Genomic DNA, 18,884 nt, shown 5'->3' with positions numbered 1-18,884 from the left:
GGGATTTTGCAAAGGTGTCAGGCCGTCTGAAACCCAAAAAATTGGGGTTTCAGACGGCCTTTTTAGTAGAAATTTGTTTGGAATAATTTTAGGAAGTTTGGGTATAATTATTGTGGGGCTGGTAGCAAAAAAGCCCCATTGCAGTGGGGCTTTGTGCTGAAACCTTCCTAGAAAGGAGAGTTTCAATCATGAAACATACCACTCGCACGGGTCGTTCATGGCTGAGACTGCGAACAGTCGTTAAGATTATCTTAACCCTGTTCCTGCTTTTAGTCAATTAAACGGCTGAAAACAAAAAACTGTTTTTCAGTTTCCGCCTGTTTGTCATGAACAGGCGGTTTTTTATTGTTTAACGCTGATTCAAACAATCTGCAATCGCTTTGGCAATTTTGGCACTGGCGCCTTGATGTTGCGAAATGAATTGCTCGGTGTGGCTGATCAGCTGTTGGCGCAGCGTTTCGTCGTCGAGGTATTGGCGCGTGGTTCTGTACCAGGCTTCGGCGGTTTCGACGCGGACGGCGGCTTTGGCTTCGACTGCGCCTTTACAGGCTTGGGCGAAGTTGTAGTTGGAGTAACCGAAGAGGGTAGGGACGCGGCAGGAGATGGGTTCGATGATGTTTTGGCAGCCGGCATCAACGAGGCTGCCGCCGACGAAGGCAATGTCTGCGCTGAGGTAGTAGGCGGCAAGCTCGCCCATGCTGTCGCCTATCCAAACTTGTGTATCGGGGGAAACGGGTTGTCCGTCGCTGCGTTTTTGGACGGTATAACCAAGCGATTTGGCGGTATCGTAGGCCGTCTGAAAGTTTTCAGGGTGGCGCGGTACGATGACCAGCAAGGCATTGCCGCGGTAGCCCTGCCATGCTTTGAGGAGCAGCTCGGCTTCGTCTGTGCCTTTGTACACGCGCGTGCTGGCGCAGACGACGACGGCTCGTGCGCCGATACGTTCTTTAAAGGCGGCGGCAAGCGGGCGTGAGTCATCGGGGGGCGCGATGTCGTATTTGGTGTTGCCGCAGACGTGGACGTTGGATGCGCCGATAAGGTGCAGGCGTTCGGCATCGGCAGCGGTTTGGGCAAAGCAGCCGGAGAGGCTCTGCATGGCAGGCTCGACCAGCTTGCGGATTTTGAGGTAGCCGCGTTGGGATTTTTCGGAGAGGCGCGCGTTGGCCAGAAAGAGAGGAATGCCTGCTTCTTTGCAGCCGTGCATCAGGTTGGGCCAGATTTCGGTTTCCATCAAAATGCCGCAGATGGGGCGGTGTTCGGCTAAAAATCGGGCGACCCATTCGGATTTGTCGTAGGGCAGGTAACGGCATTGCGCATCGGGAAACAGGGATTGCGCGGTGGCGCGGCCGGTCGGCGTCATTTGGGTAATCAGAAACGGCGAGTCGGGAAAATGGCGGCGCAATGCCTGCACCAAAGGTTCGGCCGCACGCGTTTCGCCGACGGATACGGCGTGTATCCAAATCGGGCGTTGTACGGGATTGGGATACGCCTGCCCGAAACGCTCGCCCCAATGCTCGAGATAGGCTGGGGATTTGAGGGCGCGGCGGCGCAGGTGGCGGCGGATCAGGAAGGGGGCGAGGTGCCACAGCGTGGCGTAAAGGCGGCGTATCATGCTTACGGGTCTTGTGTCGGAATAGGCCTATTTTATCGGAAACTGAAACGGAAGATATAGCTTTGATGCGTGTTTTACGCAAAGGAAACAGGCCGTCTGAAAGGTTTCAGACGGCCTTTAATACAGGCATAAACGCGTTTACTTCACTTGTGCCATATATTTTTTCAGACGGCCTTTGCTTTGCATGGCACGGTTTTCCATTTCATCGACAACGGCTTGCGCTTTGGCTTTGTTCACCGGTTTGCCGACCTGAATCACGCCGCTCATGTTCATCATGCGGTGCGGCGGGCAGGTATAGACATACACGCCTTCTTTGTCGAGCTTGAGTGTGAAGTCTTTACCGTCTTCGGAAAGGAAGTCGGCAACGCCGTCGGGCAGGGCTTTGCTTTGCACCCAGTGTCCGCTGTTAGTAGCTTTGAAGGTAACAGTGTCGCCGACTTTGGCGTTGACGTAGCCGGGCTCGAACACCATGCTGCCGTCTTTGCCGTTGTCGAGCATTTTGACTTCGTGGTTGGCGGCGTATGTGCCTAGGGAAGCGGTCAGCATTAGGAGGAAGAGGGATTTTTTCATGGGGGGCCTTTCTAAGGATAAAAAATAGAGGTCGGGCTGATGCGTCGAAGAGGTAGGCCCTCTCCCTAACCCTCTCCCGCGGGCGAGGGGATAAGTTGCAGGGAGTTTGCAGGCCGGATGCTCAAATCCGACATTTCAGGAGCGGTCAAGTTATGCACTCTGCCGCATCGGGCGGATAACGGGCAAGCCTTTGCTGTCATATAAAAGTTCGATGTCCACTTTATACAGCCTGCTTATCATATCCGCCTGCAACACGTCCTGCGGCGCGCCCTGCGCCTGTACTTTGCCTTCGCCGAGCAGAATCACGCCGTCTGAAAACTGCGCGGCAAGGCTTAAGTCGTGCAAGACCATCAGGGTAACCAGATTGTGTTCGTGCGTGTATTGCACCACGCGCTCCAAGAGGTTCAACTGATGGTGCATATCCAGCGCGCTGACCGGTTCGTCCAGCATCAGGATTTCGGGGCGGCGCAGCATGACTTGGGCAAACATGACGAGCTGCCGCTGTCCGCCGGAAAGCCGCATGACGTCGCGGTGCGCCAGATGGCCGATGCCCAGCTCCGCCATGATACTTGCGGCTTCGTGCAGCAGTTCGTCGCCGACGTGCATGTGCAGCGCGTCCATGCGGCCGAGCAACACGACTTCCAGCGCGGTCAGCGAGGCTTCGGCGGCGGTGTCCTGCGGCATATAGCCTATGCGTTTGCGCCAGCTTTGCAGGTGGATTTTGCTCAATACTTCGTTGCCGTAGCGGATGGTGCCTTTGTGCGCCACTTCGCCGAAAATCGTTTTCATCAGCGAGGATTTGCCCGTACCGTTCGGGCCGAGCACGGAATAGACTTTGCCTTGTTCCAGCGTCAAATCGATATTGTCGGCGACCACATAATCGCCACGCCGGATATGGACATTTTCAAGTTTCAACATTTCAGACGGCCTATCGTTTCGTTAATACAATCCAGAAGAAGAACGGCACGCCGACAAACGACGTAACGATGCCCACCGGAAACAGCGCACCCGGGATAATCACCTTGGACAACACGCTCGCCACCGATAAAAACGCCGCCCCTGCCAGCATCGCGCCGGGCAGGAAGAAACGTTGGTCTTCGCCCAAAAGAATCCGCGCCACATGCGGGGCAACCAAGCCGATAAAGCCGATGACGCCGACAAAACTGATTGCCGTCGCCGTCATTACCGCCACCAATACCAGTGTTTTCAGGCGCAAAAGTTGCAGATTGATGCCCAGCCCGACAGCGCGTTCTTCGCCCAAGCGCAGCGCGGTCAGCTTCCACACATCGCGCGAAAGCAGCAGCACGCATACCGCCGTAACCGCCGCAGTAACGATGACCGTTTCCCAAGTCGCCTTGGTCAGGCTGCCGAACAGCCAAAACAGAATCTGCTGTGAAATCTCAGGCGCGGCGATAAACTGAATCAGCGACAGAATCGACTGAAACAGAAACAAAAGCGCAATCCCCACCAACACCAGCATCGCCGAATTGAAGCGGCGCGCCGAAGCAAACAGAAACAAGATGCCCGAAGCCAGCATGGTCATCACAAACGCCCCGATAGGGACGGCGACCGTTTCAGGCAGCCCGAAACCGCCGAACGCAATCACCATCGACGCGCCCAAACCTGCCGCCGCCGCCAAGCCCAGCGTATAAGGGCTGGCCATCGGGTTGTTCAACAGCGTTTGAATTTCCGCGCCGCCGACACCCAAAGCCGCGCCGACCACCAAGGCCATTACCGCAATCGGCAGGCGCAGATCCATCACAATCAGGCGGTTCATTTCATCGACTCCGGGTTTACCCAGCAAAACATTGACCACTTCACCGACGGGCAGCGTGTCTGTCATTGCCGGGCCGGTGGCGATGTCGAATAGGAAACTGACCGCGGCGATGATTAAAAACATCAACACAATCAACCAACGCTTGCCTTCCAACTTGCGCTGGTTTCTCACAATCTCGGCGACAACCGAATCATTCATTTTTTAATCCTTTGAAATTAAGGAACAAGGTCGGACATCCATGTCCGACAATCTCTTTTGTCTGTATCCGTTTTGAAGGGTGGTTTTTTGAAAATCGGGATAACGGCGTTCCAAACGGTTTTGCCCTCTCCCTAGCCCTCTCCCTAGCCCTCTCCCACGGGGAGAGGGAATAAGATAACTGAAATCCGACCATTGTTGTGATTCCCTGCAATTTGTTCCCTCTCCCCGTGGGAGAGGGCTAGGGAGAGGGTAAAAACAGTCAAACCCACCTGAAGCTCTCTGTTCGGCACGATAGGAAGTCGTAGCGTGGGCTTTGCCCACGAAAACAGAGAACTCGATACCGTTTGCCATCATTTCCACAAACGTTATCCGCGGGCAAAGCCCACGCTACGGTTCTGTACAAAACCCATGCTGCTTTCAGACGACCTTTCGGATAAAGGTCGTCTGAAATCCACAAGCCCGCCTTACTGATCTTTCGGATACAGGTAGAATGTACCGTTCGGCATGACCGGCAGGTTTTGGCGGTAGAAGTCCAGATAGGTTTTCTCAGGGTTGAAATCTTTAAACAACTGCGGATAAATCGCTTTGGCCATAAACTGAATCGATGCGCTGTCGGACAGCGTGCGCGAGTTGGCGTGGTAGGTGGCGTAGAGGCGGTTGTTTTTAATCGCAGGCAGGTTGGCCCAGCCGGCGCGTTTGGCAAAGCCTGCCAAGCGTTTTTCCGCTTCCGCTTTCGGAATGCCCCAGCCCATCACCATGGCGGCAGGGTTTTTCTTCAATTCGGTTTCGCGGCCGGTAATCACGATCACGTCGGGTTTGGCGGCCAATACTTTTTCAGGATTGATCGGGCCGTAGAATTCGACCGAAGAAGCGGCGATATTGTTGCCGCCGACCAGTGTCGCCATCGAACCCCACATGCTCTTGCCGAAGGTAACGCTGTGTTCGGCAGGGCCTTTGTTGCCGAACTCGACATAGACTTTAGGCTTGGGCAGGTTGGCTTTTTGTACGCGCGCTTGGATGGTGTCGGCGATGCGTTTGTAGTCTGCCGCCAGTTTGTCGGCTTTTTGCTGCTGGCCGGTCAGCGTGCCGATGAGTTTGGTCGATTGAACGTGTTTGGCGACCGTTTGCGCGTTGTAGTCCAACACGACGATGGGGATGCCGGCTTTGTTGATGCGGTCGAGATCGGAACCCAAAGCCTTGTATTGCCATTCGGCCAAAACCAATAAATCGGGTTTCAGTGCCAATACTTTCTCAATCGAGAAAGTGCCGACTTCCACTTCGCCCACGTCGGTCAGTTGATTCAGTTTAGGCACGGCTTTGCTGAATGCCGCCCAGCTTGGCGGCGCCCAGTCGGCCCAAACTGCTTTGGAGAAGCCGACAACGTTGTCCAGCGCGGTTTTACCGCCGATGGCCATGTAGTCTTGGTAGTAGAAGCCCAAAACCACGCGTTTGGCAGGCAGGTCAACGGTTACCTTACGGCCGACGGTATCGGTCAGCTGAACCGGTTTGGCAAAAGCGGATACGGAGCCGATTGATAAAGCTGTAGCGGCAATCAAAGCAGAAAGTTGCGTAAATCTCATGAACTATTCCTTTAAAATATGATGATAACTATTATCTTTTATAAATTTACAAGGTATTGAATCTTTTTTCAAGTGAAACATGAGAATAGACATATTCCAGAATAAAAAGTTGCATCATTAAAATAAAGGGATAATGTTTGGGTATACTGAAGACCTAGTGAAAAGGAATGATATGGGTGCCTAAAGCCATAGTGGGCAGTAGCTGGAAGAAATAGGCAAAGGGTCATTTATTGCAAAAAATAAAAGGTATCCGGTTGAGTACAGCAGGCCGTCTGAAACCTTGTAATCGGGGTTCAGACGGCCTTTGGTGTAGGCATAAAAGCGTTTATTTCACTTGCGCCATATATTTTTCAGACGGTCTGTAAGCAGTATTGGGGAAAAGTGAAAAAGGTTGGTTTTTGAAATGGCGAAATAGGGAAGAAGGGGCTTGCGGGAGAATCGGGTGTAAACCCAAAATGGGGACGAATAAAAAGGGCGTGTATCGAAACACGCCCTTTTTAGAGATTCAGACGGCCTGTGATTCCGCCTGTTCGCTTTGGTTGAGGATTTTAATCAGTTTCTCAGCTTTTTCCGGATCTTCGCAGCGCAGGATTTTGGCGGCATCGTTTTCGAGATGGCCGGTGTGGCTGTGCAGGATGATGTTTTTAACCGAAAGCAGGTTGTTGGGGTTCATGGAGAAGCGACGCAAGCCCATGCCGAGCAACAGTCGGGTGAAGACGGTATCGCCGGCCATTTCGCCGCAGATGGACACGCCTTTTTCCATGCGGTTTGCCGTGCGGATAATGTGTTGCAGCGTTTTGAGGACGGCAGGGTGGCCGGGTTGGTAGAGGTGGCTGACGCTGTCGTCGCCGCGATCGACCGACAGGAGGTATTGAATCAGGTCGTTGGTGCCGACGGAGATGAAATCGACGAGCTTGAGGATGCTGCCGACGGTCATGGCGGCGGACGGGATTTCAATCATGCAGCCGATGCTGACCGGGCCGAAGGTTTCGCCACGTTCGGTCAGTTGGCGTTGGGCGGTGTCGAGGTGGATGAGGCACTGGCGCACTTCGGACACGGAGGTAATCATCGGCCACATCATGCGCACGGGGCCGTGTGCGGCGGCGCGGAGGATGGCGCGCATTTGGGTGCGGAACATGACCGGCTCGGCGAGGCACAGGCGGATGCCGGTCAGGCCGAGTGCGGGGTTGAGGCTGCCGTTGGGCGTGCTGTTTTGGCCGAACCAGCGCGGATTTTTATCGACACCCAAATCGACGGTGCGGACGGTGATGCTTTTGCCTTTCATCTTTTTCACAATCGCGCTGTACACTTCGTATTGCTCGTCTTCAGACGGCATGGTGTCGCGGTTGAGATAAAGAAATTCGCTGCGGAACAGGCCGACGCCGTCTGCGCCGAAGTTGTGCAGGGCTTTGATGTCTTCGGCGGATTCGATGTTGGCCAAAAGTTCGATGTTGATGCCGTCGGCCGTGGTAGCGGCGGTTTTTTTGATTTTGTTGAGTTCGCGCTTGTGGCTGCGGTATTCGCGGGCGAGGCGGCGGTATTCGTTGAGGACGACTTCGTCGGGATCGATGATGAGGATGCCGTTGATGCCGTCGACGATGACGATTTCGTTTTCGGTGATGAGTTTGCGGGCGTTGTGCAGGCCGATGACGGACGGGATGTCGAGGCTGCGGCCCAAGATGGCGGTGTGGCTGGTCGAGCCGCCGGCATCGGTTACGAAGGCGGTAATGTGCTGCTCTTTGAACAATACGGTATCGGCAGGTGAGAGGTCGTGCGCGATGAGGACGGTGTCGTCAAACAGGTTGCCGGCGAGGTTGATTTCGTTGCTTTGGCCGACAAGGTTGTTGTGGATGCGGCGGACGACTTGGAGCATGTCCTGTTTGCGTTCACGCAGGTAGTCGTCGTCGATGCTGTCGAACTGGGCGGCAAGCTTGTCACTTTGCTGTCTCAATGCCCATTCGGCGTTGATTTTTTGCTCGCGCAAAATATCGATGGGTTCGCGCGAGAGGGTAGCGTCGGTGAGCAGCATCAGGTGCAGGGAGATGAACGCGCCCAATTCAGTCGGGGCGTTTTCGGGAATCGCGCCGCGCAGTTGTTCCAATTCTTTGCGCGTGGCTTTGATGGCGGCGTCAAAACGGGCGGCTTCGGCGTCGATGAGGTCGTCTGAAACGTCGTATTGCGGCACTTCCGTCGTGCCGCGCGTAATCAGGTGGGCGTGGCCGATGGCAATGCCTTTGCCCGCGGCTACACCGTGTAGGACGATGCTCATTATTCGCCCTCGCCGAAGTAGTCGTTGATGAGGTCGGTCAACGCCTGCATGGCGGCAGCTTCGTCTGCGCCTTCTGTTTCCAGCTCAATCACGGTGCCTTTGGCAGCGGCCAGCATCATCAGGCCCATGATGCTTTTACCGTTGACGCGGTTGCCGTTTTTGGTGACCCAGACTTCGCTTTGGAATTGGGAGGCGGTTTGGGTAAATTTGCTGGAGGCGCGTGCGTGCAGGCCGAGTTTGTTGATGATTTCGATTTCTTGTTTGAGCATGGATGTCCCCTAAATGTTCGTAAAGTGAATGTTTTCAGACTGCCTTAGCCGTGTTCTTTGCACACCAGGTCTTCAGGTGCGGATGTAATGGCGAAAATGCCCCGGATGGCGGCTTCTTTGACGGTTTCGGTGAAGTCGGAGAGGTTTTCTGCTTGTGATGAGTATTGGATGGCTTTAATCATCATCGGGGCGTTGAGGCCGGTCAGGATGGCGGATTTGTTTTCGCGCACCAGCCGGCGTGCGGCGTTGCACGGGGTTGCGCCGAAGATGTCGGTCATGATCAGTACGCCGCGGTTGTCGGGAAATTCCTGCAATGCTGCAATGGCGTTGTTGATGATGTCGTTTTGATCTTCGTTAGGCTGTACGCCGAGGATGTGGAGATTTTCGGGGAAGCCGTTGGGAAAGAAATGGTCGGCCAAACCGCGATAGGCTTCACCTATGGTTTCATGTGTAATGATTAACAAACCTATCATGATGTGTTCCTAGCATGGGGGTTGAGGCCGTCTGAAGATTTTTCAGACGGCCTTTGTTTTATTTATTGTTTAAGGCGTAGATTTCGCCGAGGTTGCGCCAGCAGCCGGCGGCATCCATGCCGTAACCGAAGACGTAGCGGTTGGGCACGTCCAAACCGACATAATCGGCTTTGGTCGGTTTTTCTTTGTCGATCAGCTTGTTGGCAAATACGGCCGCACGGCAGCTTGCTGCGCCCATTTCCAACAGTTTTTCCTGAATAGCGGCCATGGTGTGGCCTTCGTCCAGGATGTCGTCCAAAACGACTACATGACGGCCTTTGATTTGCTCGGGGTCGGGCATGCGTTTCCAGTTGAACGCGCCGCCTGCGAGTTTGTCGCCGTAGCGGGAAACGTGGACGTAGTCAAAGTCCAAAGGAAAGCGCAACAGCGGCAACAACTGTCCTGTAAACACCACCGCGCCACCCATTACCGGCAGGAGCAGGGGGTATTTGTCGCCCAAGTCGCGGGTAATGTCGTCGGCAACTTTTTGCAAGGCCGCGCGGCATTGTTCTTGGTCAAACAGCAAGTCGGCATTGTCCAGCATGGCTTGGGTTTCAAGGCGTTTGGTTTCTAAGTCGGTCATGATAGATCGTGTTGAGTGCGGTTAAAAACAAATTATATAGCGGATTCAATCAATTTTCGATACAAGGCGTGGCAATAGTGTAGTGAAAGTGAAGGGAATTTGGGCCGACTGCGTTCAGACGGCCTTTTGCCCTTCCGCTTCGTCCACCAGCAAAAATGCCGTCAAAGCCAAAGCGGTCAATACCGCCGTCAACACCATCGCCCGTCCGTAATTGTCCGCACCGGCGCGTCCGAGATAATCGTAAATCAAAGTAGTCAGTGTCTGCCATTCGGGGCGCGACAGGAACAATGTGGCCGCAAATTCGCCGATACACGTTGCCGAAGCCAAAGTCAGGCCGCGTCGCAAGGCAGGTTTCAATAAAGGCGCGGTGACATAACAGGCCGTCTGAAAACCGTTTGCGCCCATAGTGCGCGCCGCCGCCGCGTAATCTTTGGGCAAACCGTCCCATGCGGCCAATACGTCTTTGGCCACAAACGGATACGCCAACAGCGCGTAAGTCGCCGTCAGCAGCCACAGCGAAGCCGTCCACTGCGGATAGAGCAGCAAAACGCCGAAGGCGATGCACACGGGCGACACCATAAACGGCAAAAACATCAGCGCGCGCAACCACGCCATTTGCCGTGCCGCCGCCGCATACAGCACGCCCAAAACCGTCGCCGCTGCCACCGCTGCCGCAGAGAAACGGACGGTGTTCCACACTGCCGCCCACGTTTGTGCTTCCAGCAAGACTGCCCAAGAAGAGCCTGCCGATACCGCCTTGAGCCACACAGCAACCAAAGGCAGCAGGCAGCAGACTGCCAACATGGCCAATACCGTTGCCGTCAGCCATTTTTCCCAAGCCCATATCGGCGCACGCGGAGGCAAAGGCGAGACCGACTTATCCACAGCCACGCGCCTGCTCCAATGCGCATACAAACCGCCTGCCGCCGCCGTAACTGCCAGCACCAGCCACACCAACACCGACGCACGCGCCATGTCCAACTCATACGCCACCAGCCGGTAGATTTCCACTTCCACCGTTGCAAAACGTTCGCCGCCGAGCAGCAAGGCCAGCCCGAAGCCTGAAAAACAATATAAAAACACCAAGCACGCGCCGCCGGCAACCCACGCACGCACCACCGGCCATTCAACCCAGATAAACCGCCTCCACGCGTCCGCGCCCAAAGATTGCGCCGACAGCAACCGCGCCTGCGGCACACGCACAAATCCCTGATACGCCGAGCGCACCAAAACCGGCAGGTTGAAAAACACATTGCCGTAAATCAGCAACCACGGCGTGTCCTGCCAACCTGCCGCCAGCATGCCGTGTGCGCCAAACAAGGCCAGCACGCCCATGCCCGCCACCAAAGTCGGCATCACAAAAGGCAGCATCAGCAGGCGTAAAACCGTGCGCCGTCCGGCGAAGTCCATCCGCGCCAGCACCCACGCCGCAGGCACGCCCAAAGCCGTGACCAAGACGCAGGTCAAAACCGCCTGCGCCACCGTCCAGCCCAAGCGCAGACGCATATAGTCATCAGCCACTACTTCCGCCCAAGCGCCTTCGCCGTCGTAAAACGCCAACGACAGTAAAGGCGCAGCCACCATGACCGCCAAGAAACCCAAAGGCAGAAGCAACAGCGCAAACCGCCGAATCCAAACCTGCATCGATGCGTACCCGAGAATAAAAACGCCTATTTTAGCCCGAGTTCGGCATAGAAGGTGGTATTCCTGCCCTTGTTTTCTGACGGATCGGGCAGCCTGACGGATAAAACCGCCGTTTCTTCAAATTTTCCAAACATTTACGAAATCTCTTCAAAAAGGCAACATAATTGGTTGGGCATTTTTGTTACAATGCCGCCGATTCAAAAAACCAAACAAATCAAAAACAAGGAAACATTATGACCGCTACACGCCCACAAACCTACGATGCCGTCGCGCGCGCGTTGCATTGGCTGACCGTACTCGGTTTCATCGGCATCCTCTCCACCATTACCGTTTGGACCATCTACGATGGTGAAGAATGGGTCAAATCGCTCTTCGGCGTGCATAAATCCATCGGTTTCATCACGCTGCTGGTGATTGCCGTGCGCATTGTTTGGGCTTTGCTCAATGCGTCCAAACGTCCTGCCGCCGACAGCTTTGCCGCCAAAGCAGGCCACCTTGCCCTTTACGTCCTCATGCTCGTCGTTCCCGTTATCGGCATGATCCGCCAATACGGCGGCGGCCGCGGCCCGTTGAAAGTATTTGGTGTCGAAGTGATGCAGGGTTCGCCTGAAAAAATTGAATGGATGGCCAACCTCGGCAATATGGCGCACGGCAAACTCGGCTGGCTGCTCTTCGCACTTGTCGCCGGCCACATTGTCATGGTTGTCGTCCACCGCATTCAAGGCCACGACGTTTTGTACCGCATGATCGGCCGCCGTTCTTAAGTGTAAAACGGTAAACAGCCAAGGCCGTCTGAAAACAGTTTGACCAAGCAAAAACTGTTTTCAGACGGCCTTTTTGTATTTGTGTTAATCTGCAAAAGTAGGGCAGGCATTTTGCCTGACTGTTGTCTAAATACTGTAACCCGTACCGAGAAATACCATGACTGCTCCCATCCTCGCCATTACATCCGGCGAACCGGCCGGCATCGGCCCCGACATCTGCCTCGATTTGGCTTTCGCCGACCTTCCTTGCCGCCCCGTTGTTTTGTGCGACAAAAACCTGTTGGTAAACAGGGCCGAACAGCTCGGCAAGTCCGTCATCCTGCGCGACTTTCAAGCCCAAGCGGCTGAACCGTTGCCCAAGGGCGAACTCGAAGTCCTGCATATTCCTTTAGATACCGAGTGTCGGGCGGGCGAACTCAGTCCTGCCAATGCCGCGTATGTCCTCCGACTGCTGGATACGGCGTATCAAGGCATTTCAGACGGCCTGTTTGCCGGTATGGTGACCGCGCCGCTGCATAAAGGCATCATCAACGATGCCCACGCAGGCAACGGATTTTTCAGCGGCCATACCGAATACCTCGCCGAAAAAAGCCATACCGAACAAGTCGTCATGATGCTGACCGGTGGCGGCCTGCGAGTTGCATTGGTGACCACTCATCTGCCGCTGAAAGACATTTCCGCCGCCATCACGAAGCCTTTAATCGAGTCGGTTGTCCGCATTCTTGAACACGACCTGCGCCATAAGTTCGGCATAGCCAAACCGGTCATCCTCGTTACCGGCCTCAATCCCCACGCGGGCGAAGGCGGCCATTTGGGACACGAAGAAATCGACACCATTATTCCGGCGCTTCATGCCTTGCAGGCCGAAGGCATAGACGCGCGCGGCCCGTATCCTGCCGATACGGTGTTCCAACCTTTCCTGCTCAAAGACGCCGACGCCGTCCTCGCCATGTATCACGACCAAGGGTTGCCGGTGCTCAAATACGCCGGTTTCGGCGAAGGCGTGAACATCACCCTCGGCCTGCCCTTTATCCGCACCTCCGTCGATCATGGCACGGCCTTGAACTTGGCAGGCACGGGCAAAGCCGATTCCGGCAGTTTGATTACCGCCGTCCGCGCCGCGCTTGATATGGCGCGCAATATGCAGAAGCAGGCCGTCTGAAACGTGGAGGTTTAATCGTTTGCAGGCGTAATGTGTTCCCGTAAAAGCATCATTAGGGGATATTTGTCTGTCGGTTTGATGAAGCCGATAAATGTTTGGGTAATAATCTGCACTTTATTTGAAAAACCATATAAAAAGGCCGTCTGAAACTCCGATATTTTGGGTTTCAGACGGCCTTTTGGTTTGTTGGTTTACCAAATTTCAGACAAAGTTTCTTTGACTTTGGCCTTCACTTCCGCACCGAAGCGGCGGCTGAGCATTTTGCTGAAATCGTCTTGCGGCGTGTAGTTGACCAGCTCAGGGGCTTTGACAACATCGCGGGCAACGCTGTAAATGCTGCCGAAGTCGTCAATCAGACCGACCTGTTTGGCTTCTTTGCCGGTGTAGATGCGGCCGCTGAAAACATCGGGATACTGTTTGTCTTTCAACCTTGCGCCGCGGCCGAGTTTGACGGCTTTGATGAATTCTTGGTGGATATCGCCCAACATGGTTTCCCAAATTTGGGTTTGCGCCGGTGTTTCAGGCGTAAAAGGGTCGCCCATGCCTTTGTTGCTGCCGGCGGTTTTCAGACGGCGTTTGACACCGGCTTTGTCCATCAGGCCGGTAAAGTCGAAACCGCCGCCGATCACGCCGATGCTGCCGACAATGCTGGAAGGGTCGGCGTAAATTTTGTCGGCTGCGGCGGCAATATAGTAGCAGCCGGAAGCGCACATGTCTTCGGCAACGAGGTAAACAGGGATGTCTTTGTGTTCGGCTTTGAGGCGGCGGACTTCGTTAAAGGCCGTGTTGGACACGACAGGCGAACCGCCGGGGCTGTTGGCGCGGATGATGATGGCTTTGGCGTTGCCGTTGTTATAGGCGGCTTCCATGCTGTCGCGCAGGATTTGGACTTGGTCGTCGATGTCGTTGCCGATTTCGCCAGTCAGGTCGATAACGGCGGTGTGTTCGCTGCGGGCGTGGATGCTCGTGGTTTTTCCTTCTTCTTCTGTGAGGCCGAAGATCAGGCTGAGAAAGATGAGGACGGCGACGCCGCGCCAGATGTTGCGCCAAATGCGGGCGCGGCGCTGTTCTTGGTAGGCGGCGAGGAGGACTTCGCGCAGGGTGTTGCGCTCCCAGTTGTCGACGGGTGTGGAGGCTGAAGATGGTGTGTTTTGGGCATCGCCTTCACGGTGGATTCGGTATTGCATGATGTGATGTGCTTTCTTGTAGGCCGTCTGAATGTTCAGACGGCCTTATCGGTTTTAGTTGATGGAATAGCCGCGCAGGTATTGCGTACGTTCGCGGGTCATGCGGGTTTCACACTGTAAGCGCAGGTATTCTGCTTGCGCAGCGTTGTCTGCGGACGCGGCGGCTTGTTGGCAGTTGAGTTTTTTGCTTTGAATCCAGGCGCGTTGTTCGCCTAGGATTTGTTGTTTGACATCGTTGTCCATGCCGCCCCAAAGGTCGTTGATCTCGCCGTCTGCCTGACGGTTTTGCGCGCGCGCGTTGTCAAGTTCGCTTTGGCTGAGGCCGGGTGGCTCGTTGCGCTGAGTTTCGCGGTCAGGGCGCAGGACTTCGTAGTCTGAATTGTCGTCATCATCGGTCAAGCCGACGGCTTGGCTGGCGGCGTTGTTTTCCAGGATGTCTTGTGGATCAACAGTCGGCGGCTCTTCCGTATTTTGGTTTTGCAGCAGCTTGATGGCCTGCTCTTTGGATACTGGTTTGCCGTCTATCATGACGATGCTTTTCACGCCGTAGGGCAGCAGGGTGGCGGAAAGGGTTTGGGCTGTGGTACTCAGGGTGTTGTCTTCGAGAATCAGTTTGCCGTCTTTGTCGGGGGTGTAGAGCAGGGTGGTGCTGAACGTGTTGTTTTCAAAAGTCAGATTGCTGCCCATCAGTTTTTGTTCGAGCATGTCGGATAACGGGGTGTTGCCGTAAATCAGCGGGCTGTTGTCTATGGCTGTTTTGAGGATGGTGTCTGGAATGCGGATTTTGAGGTTGGCGCGGCAGATGGCTTTGCCGTTGTCTTCGGTTTCTTTTGGGTCTTCAAGCAGGGTTTCTAATTCGAGGCCGGCGGCGATGATTTTGTCAGCATCGACGAATTGGCGGTTGTCATTGCGGGCAAAGGAGCGCGCTTGTTGTTTGAGGGTGTCTTCGATGGTGGTACGGATGTTTTGCAGTGTGGCCGGTTGGGCGCAATCAAGCGCGGCTTTTGGCTCTTCTTTGCTGCATGCGGCAAGAAGAATCGTGCTTAAAATCAATACGGAAGCGGTTTTTTTGTACATAGGTACTCCTGAAGATGACGGCCATTCAGACGGCCTGACGTGCCTATCATAACAAAAGCACTTGCAGCAAGTAAATGCGGCAAGTGCTTTTCTATGTCAGAAGTATCAGCCTTTGATGACGCTGACAAAGCCGGAGAGGATGGCGGCGTTGAGCAAGTCAACGAAGAACGCACCGACCATAGGTACAATCAGGAAGGCTTTGTGAGACGGGCCGAAAGTTTGGGTAATGGACTGCATGTTGGCAACGGCGGTCGGGGTGGCACCCAAACCGAAGCCGCAGTGGCCTGCCGCCAATACGGCAGCGTCGTAGTCGCGACCCATGAAGACGTAGGTAACGAAGGTTGCGTACAGAATCATCACGACGGTTTGTACGGCCAAGATGATGGTCACAGGGCCTGCCAGACCGGTCAACTCCCACAGTTTCAGATTCAGAAGAGCCATGGCAAGGAAGAGCGACAGGGAGGCGTTACCGAATACGTCGATGGCGCGGTCGAACATATTGACTTTGAAGGTTGCAGTCAGGACGTTGCGGATGACCACGCCTGCAAACAGACACCATACGAATTTAGGCAGGTCGAAGAAGGCTTTGTCGTAGCCGTCGACGATTTCGGCAAAAGCCAAACATGCGGCAAACATCGCGAGCGTTTCGACAGCGGAGTCAGCCGTAATCAGGCGTGTACGTTGTGCTTTTTCGAAGATGTCGTCGGCAACATCGTTGTCGTCGGATTTGGCAGTTTTGACGACAGGTTTACGACCCATTTTGTTGATCAGACGGCGTGCAACAGGACCGCCGATCAAACCGCCGAATACCAGGCCGAATGTTGCAGAAGCCATACCCAAACCGGTTGCGCCGGTCAGACCGAATTTGCTTTCAAAGTCAGGACCCCATGCGCCGGCTGTACCGTGACCACCGGTCAGGGTAATCGAACCGGTAATCAGGCCAATCAGTGGATCCAAGCCCAATGCGCTCGCCAAGCCGACACCGACGAAGTTTTGGACGATGATGAATGCACCCACCACGGCGGTAAAGATAACCAAAGGCAAACCGCCCGCTTTCAAACGGGAGAAGTCGGCGCTCAAACCGATGGATGTAAAGAAGATAAGCATGAACGCATCTTGCAGCGGTTTTTCAAATTTGAAGCTGACGCCGTAGGCTTCATGCAGGGCGAACAGGACGATAGCGGCAACCAAACCGCCGGCGACCGGCTCGGGAATATTGAAGTCTCTTAAGAATTTGATTTTTTGAACCAGAAATTTACCAACCAGCAACACGAGCGTGGCGGCAATCAGTGTGTAATAACTGTTGAATTCCCATTCCATGTTGTTTCACCTCCTAGAAATGTTTTTCCGAGCATCCGTTTTTGTTCCGGATGCAGTGTGTTTCAACGCTTGGCGTTATCCGCCGAGTGTCATGGTATTGATGCGCGGACAAGGCAAGGTGTTTTCAGAAAGAAATGAAAACAATGATGTGTCCGTGAAAAATAACTGGCAAATATTAGGGGAATAGTTAAAGATTGTCAAAAAATGCGAGTGTAAATCTTTTCAGACGGTCTTTTGCCCGATGGCATGGTGCGCTTCGCGGAGCCATTGTTCTAATAGGGATGTTAATGATTCGGCCGAAGTGTGGTCGTTGCTGATGGCGGCCTGCAGCCAGTAGCAGGCGGTCGGAACATGACAGCCGACACCTTGCCCGTGATAGTAAAAACAGGCGAGGTGGTATTGGGCGGAAGGGTGGTTTTGTTCGGCAGCAATGGCGTACCAGTGTGCAGCCGCCCGAGGATCTTGCGCCGTACCGAGGCCGTAATGGTAGATGCGGCCTAAGGCTGCCGCCGCGTTTTTATGGTGGAACTCGGCAGCTTCCATGTAATTTTTGCGCGCGGCATTATAGTCGGCGGGACGGCCGATGGCATTGGCTTGTGCTTCCGCCAAACGGTATGTGGTTTCGGTTTGTTGTTGTTGCAGGGCGGTAGTTTTGATTTGTTCGTATTGTTGCGGATGGTACAGCGCGGCGTCGCTGATGAGTTTTTGTGCTGCGGCGGCAGAACCCAGTGCGGCTGCACAGTGGTAGTAATCATGCGCGATATGGTTGTCGGCTTTGATACCGAGGCCGTAGCGGTAGAGGTCGCCCATGATTTTCAGCGCTTCGGGATGGTTTTTCTCGGCAGCGGCTTTGGCATATCGTGCCGCTTGGAACGGATCGCGTTCGGAGAGTTCGCCGGTCAGGGCGTATTGGGCCAGCTTGGCCTGTGCTTCCGCTTGCTCCTTATCGGCGGCACGACGATACCATTTTAAGGCTTCGGGTTTGCGTTGGGCGGCAAGAAGGTCGGCCAGTAGGGTTTGTGCGGCGATGTGGCCGGCTTGCGCGGCTTGTTCGAGATAATGTTCAGCTTGTGCGTGATTGGGGCTGACACCTGTGCCGTAGAAATAAATTTTACCGAGTTGCCAGTAGGCGACAGTTACGCCGAGCGCGGCCGCTTTTTCGTATTGTTCAATGGCTGTTTCAATGTCGCCTTGTCGTTGATGATGGCGTGCCAGATGGTAATATGCAGGCGCGGCATATCGGGCAGCGGCAAGCTCTGCCCAGTAGAGGGATTGTGGATCGTTGCGCTGCGCGTGGTAGCGCATGAGGATTAATTGGGCTTCGAGGTGACCTTGCTCACCCAGCCAGGCGTAGTCGTTGAGAAGCTGTCCGGTTGGAGTGCCGTTGTGTTCGCGTTGTTGCAGTAGGATAAAGAGTGCCTTGGGATGGCGTTGGGCCGCGGCGGCTTCCAGCCATGGAAGTGCCTGCTCCGGATGACCGTTTTGCAGCAGATGGTCGCCCAATACAAAAGCAGCTTCCGTATATCCCTGCTCTGCGGCCTGTTGCAGCAGGGGCAGGGCTTGGGCGGTATTGGATTGTTCCAAAAGGGCGGCGGCTTGCCGGTAGAGGATATCAGGAGCGGCGGTCATGGTTTGCGGGCGGATATAAAGTGGAAGACGGATGCTGCGGCATATGGGCGGCGATACCGGTTGAGGGCTTTGTAAAAATATTGCTCGGCATAGTTTTGTAGAGTGTATTGCCTTGCTGGCTTATCTTTAGGATGCTTGGCTTGTTATATTGTTTTGCCTGGGGGTACATCCATATTTTGTGCGTTACAAAGGGCTCAGGTTGAGTCGGTATGCGCTCATGACAGCTCGGTCATTATACTGTTTTTGTAATTTATTGTTAATGATAAATGCAGGGTTTTGTGTTTTATTTACATGGCAGTAGCTAAGATATTGATTGCTTCAGGCCGTCTGAAATGTTTTCAGACGGCCTGAACTTTCCTTCGCTAAGTCAGATTGCTGGTGTGGAAGAGTCGGAAGAGTTTTTGTTGAGGAAAAAGACCTGACTGTAGAAGTTGCCGTTAATTTGGGTTACGTTGAGGTGGTACATACGGTAGGCATGAAACAGCTCTTTGTCAGGCGGTGTCGGATGATTCCAAAATTCTGCCAAGGTATTTTGGTCAGTAATGCCGGGAATATCATAATAGGCACGACCAAGAACCTTAACTGGCATATTGAGACCTTTGCAAAATTCCCCCAAATCCCCTAAATTCCTACCAAGACATTTAGGGGATTTTCCATGACCACCTTCTTTCAATAAACCGCACAAGCCATGATTGCCAAACATCGACCGCTTCCCACTATTGAAGTTGGAT

The 18,884-nt window shown here is 54.3% G+C and carries 16 protein-coding genes and 1 pseudogene; 2 read left to right on the top strand and 15 right to left on the bottom strand.

Annotated elements, in window-relative coordinates; all coding sequences use genetic code 11:
- Positions 1-349: 349 nt before the first annotated feature.
- The 10 genes from waaA to HMPREF2872_RS06515 all read right to left on the bottom strand — a co-directional run bounded on the left by waaA (position 350) and on the right by HMPREF2872_RS06515 (position 11,014).
- A complete protein-coding gene (gene waaA / locus HMPREF2872_RS06560) occupies positions 350-1,612 on the bottom strand; it encodes a lipid IV(A) 3-deoxy-D-manno-octulosonic acid transferase (protein ID WP_070632264.1) in 1,263 nt (420 codons plus the stop codon).
- 138 nt (positions 1,613-1,750) lie between these two features.
- Positions 1,751-2,182 carry a plastocyanin/azurin family copper-binding protein gene (locus HMPREF2872_RS06555; protein ID WP_070632261.1) on the bottom strand — a complete coding sequence of 144 codons (432 nt, stop codon included), beginning with the start codon at positions 2,180-2,182 and terminating at the stop codon, positions 1,751-1,753.
- Between the two features lie 150 nt (positions 2,183-2,332).
- Positions 2,333-3,100: an ABC transporter ATP-binding protein gene (locus HMPREF2872_RS06550; protein WP_070632259.1), complete on the bottom strand. Its 768-nt coding sequence runs from the start codon at positions 3,098-3,100 to the stop codon at positions 2,333-2,335.
- Positions 3,101-3,110: 10 nt separating this feature from the next.
- A complete protein-coding gene (locus HMPREF2872_RS06545; RefSeq protein WP_070632256.1) occupies positions 3,111-4,157 on the bottom strand; it encodes a FecCD family ABC transporter permease in 1,047 nt (348 codons plus the stop codon).
- Between the two features lie 464 nt (positions 4,158-4,621).
- Complete coding sequence (locus HMPREF2872_RS06540) at positions 4,622-5,737, bottom strand: ABC transporter substrate-binding protein (RefSeq protein WP_070632253.1); 1,116 nt, start codon at positions 5,735-5,737, stop codon at positions 4,622-4,624.
- Between the two features lie 505 nt (positions 5,738-6,242).
- On the bottom strand, positions 6,243-8,006 hold the full coding sequence (gene ptsP / locus HMPREF2872_RS06535) for a phosphoenolpyruvate--protein phosphotransferase (protein WP_070632250.1): 1,764 nt from the start codon (positions 8,004-8,006) through the stop codon (positions 6,243-6,245).
- The gene (locus HMPREF2872_RS06530) at positions 8,006-8,275 is read right to left on the bottom strand and encodes an HPr family phosphocarrier protein (protein ID WP_003683718.1); all 270 of its coding nucleotides are present in this window, start codon (positions 8,273-8,275) and stop codon (positions 8,006-8,008) included. The genes ptsP and HMPREF2872_RS06530 overlap by 1 nt, the downstream gene beginning before the upstream one ends.
- A 44-nt stretch (positions 8,276-8,319) precedes the next feature.
- Entirely contained in the window at positions 8,320-8,748 is a 429-nt protein-coding gene (locus HMPREF2872_RS06525) for a PTS sugar transporter subunit IIA (protein WP_070632247.1), read from the bottom strand.
- Between the two features lie 58 nt (positions 8,749-8,806).
- On the bottom strand, positions 8,807-9,370 hold the full coding sequence (locus HMPREF2872_RS06520; RefSeq protein ID WP_003681752.1) for a hypoxanthine-guanine phosphoribosyltransferase: 564 nt from the start codon (positions 9,368-9,370) through the stop codon (positions 8,807-8,809).
- Positions 9,371-9,484: 114 nt separating this feature from the next.
- Positions 9,485-11,014, bottom strand: a complete 1,530-nt coding sequence (locus HMPREF2872_RS06515; RefSeq protein WP_070632245.1) for an ABC transporter permease — start codon at positions 11,012-11,014, stop codon at positions 9,485-9,487.
- 233 nt (positions 11,015-11,247) lie between these two features.
- On the opposite strand from HMPREF2872_RS06515, the gene HMPREF2872_RS06505 reads away from it, so the two are divergent.
- Together HMPREF2872_RS06505 and pdxA are read left to right on the top strand one after the other, a co-directional pair.
- Entirely contained in the window at positions 11,248-11,778 is a 531-nt protein-coding gene (locus tag HMPREF2872_RS06505; RefSeq protein WP_083311754.1) for a cytochrome b, read from the top strand.
- 157 nt (positions 11,779-11,935) lie between these two features.
- Entirely contained in the window at positions 11,936-12,940 is a 1,005-nt protein-coding gene (gene pdxA / locus HMPREF2872_RS06500) for a 4-hydroxythreonine-4-phosphate dehydrogenase PdxA (RefSeq protein ID WP_070632239.1), read from the top strand.
- 191 nt (positions 12,941-13,131) lie between these two features.
- Here pdxA and HMPREF2872_RS06495 read toward each other — a convergent pair whose 3' ends face one another.
- The 5 genes and pseudogenes from HMPREF2872_RS06495 to HMPREF2872_RS12050 form a co-directional block, all read right to left on the bottom strand.
- Positions 13,132-14,127 (bottom strand): S49 family peptidase, encoded by a 996-nt coding sequence (locus HMPREF2872_RS06495; RefSeq protein WP_070632236.1) that lies wholly within the window; start codon positions 14,125-14,127, stop codon positions 13,132-13,134.
- A 54-nt stretch (positions 14,128-14,181) separates the two neighbouring features.
- A complete protein-coding gene (locus tag HMPREF2872_RS06490) occupies positions 14,182-15,204 on the bottom strand; it encodes a lysozyme inhibitor LprI family protein (protein WP_070632234.1) in 1,023 nt (340 codons plus the stop codon).
- 105 nt (positions 15,205-15,309) lie between these two features.
- A complete protein-coding gene (gene gltS, locus HMPREF2872_RS06485; protein ID WP_003683777.1) occupies positions 15,310-16,524 on the bottom strand; it encodes a sodium/glutamate symporter in 1,215 nt (404 codons plus the stop codon).
- Between the two features lie 222 nt (positions 16,525-16,746).
- Positions 16,747-18,153, bottom strand: coding sequence for a tetratricopeptide repeat protein (locus HMPREF2872_RS06480; protein WP_070632232.1), 1,407 nt, complete (start codon positions 18,151-18,153; stop codon positions 16,747-16,749).
- A gap of 367 nt (positions 18,154-18,520) precedes the next feature.
- Positions 18,521-18,884 (bottom strand): annotated as a pseudogene (locus HMPREF2872_RS12050) (hypothetical protein); the annotation flags it as partial.

The sequence above is a fragment of the Neisseria sp. HMSC069H12 genome, assembly GCF_001812735.1.
GTDB lineage: Bacteria > Pseudomonadota > Gammaproteobacteria > Burkholderiales > Neisseriaceae > Neisseria > Neisseria subflava.
The sequence above is the reverse complement of the archived record's forward strand: the minus strand, read 5'-3'. Positions and strand labels throughout refer to the sequence as shown.

What these genes read in the sequence shown, in the direction of transcription:
- HMPREF2872_RS06490 (WP_070632234.1), bottom strand. Translation starts at nt 15,204, where the DNA reads ATGTACAAAAAAACCGCTTCCGTATTGATTTTAAGCACGATTCTTCTT.
- HMPREF2872_RS06555 (WP_070632261.1), bottom strand. Translation starts at nt 2,182, where the DNA reads ATGAAAAAATCCCTCTTCCTCCTAATGCTGACCGCTTCCCTAGGCACA.
- pdxA (WP_070632239.1), top strand. Translation starts at nt 11,936, where the DNA reads ATGACTGCTCCCATCCTCGCCATTACATCCGGCGAACCGGCCGGCATC.
- HMPREF2872_RS06505 (WP_083311754.1), top strand. Translation starts at nt 11,248, where the DNA reads ATGACCGCTACACGCCCACAAACCTACGATGCCGTCGCGCGCGCGTTG.
- HMPREF2872_RS06480 (WP_070632232.1), bottom strand. Translation starts at nt 18,153, where the DNA reads ATGACCGCCGCTCCTGATATCCTCTACCGGCAAGCCGCCGCCCTTTTG.
- HMPREF2872_RS06495 (WP_070632236.1), bottom strand. Translation starts at nt 14,127, where the DNA reads ATGCAATACCGAATCCACCGTGAAGGCGATGCCCAAAACACACCATCT.
- HMPREF2872_RS06545 (WP_070632256.1), bottom strand. Translation starts at nt 4,157, where the DNA reads ATGAATGATTCGGTTGTCGCCGAGATTGTGAGAAACCAGCGCAAGTTG.
- HMPREF2872_RS06550 (WP_070632259.1), bottom strand. Translation starts at nt 3,100, where the DNA reads ATGTTGAAACTTGAAAATGTCCATATCCGGCGTGGCGATTATGTGGTC.
- ptsP (WP_070632250.1), bottom strand. Translation starts at nt 8,006, where the DNA reads ATGAGCATCGTCCTACACGGTGTAGCCGCGGGCAAAGGCATTGCCATC.
- HMPREF2872_RS06530 (WP_003683718.1), bottom strand. Translation starts at nt 8,275, where the DNA reads ATGCTCAAACAAGAAATCGAAATCATCAACAAACTCGGCCTGCACGCA.
- HMPREF2872_RS06515 (WP_070632245.1), bottom strand. Translation starts at nt 11,014, where the DNA reads ATGCAGGTTTGGATTCGGCGGTTTGCGCTGTTGCTTCTGCCTTTGGGT.
- gltS (WP_003683777.1), bottom strand. Translation starts at nt 16,524, where the DNA reads ATGGAATGGGAATTCAACAGTTATTACACACTGATTGCCGCCACGCTC.
- HMPREF2872_RS06520 (WP_003681752.1), bottom strand. Translation starts at nt 9,370, where the DNA reads ATGACCGACTTAGAAACCAAACGCCTTGAAACCCAAGCCATGCTGGAC.
- waaA (WP_070632264.1), bottom strand. Translation starts at nt 1,612, where the DNA reads ATGATACGCCGCCTTTACGCCACGCTGTGGCACCTCGCCCCCTTCCTG.
- HMPREF2872_RS06540 (WP_070632253.1), bottom strand. Translation starts at nt 5,737, where the DNA reads ATGAGATTTACGCAACTTTCTGCTTTGATTGCCGCTACAGCTTTATCA.
- HMPREF2872_RS06525 (WP_070632247.1), bottom strand. Translation starts at nt 8,748, where the DNA reads ATGATAGGTTTGTTAATCATTACACATGAAACCATAGGTGAAGCCTAT.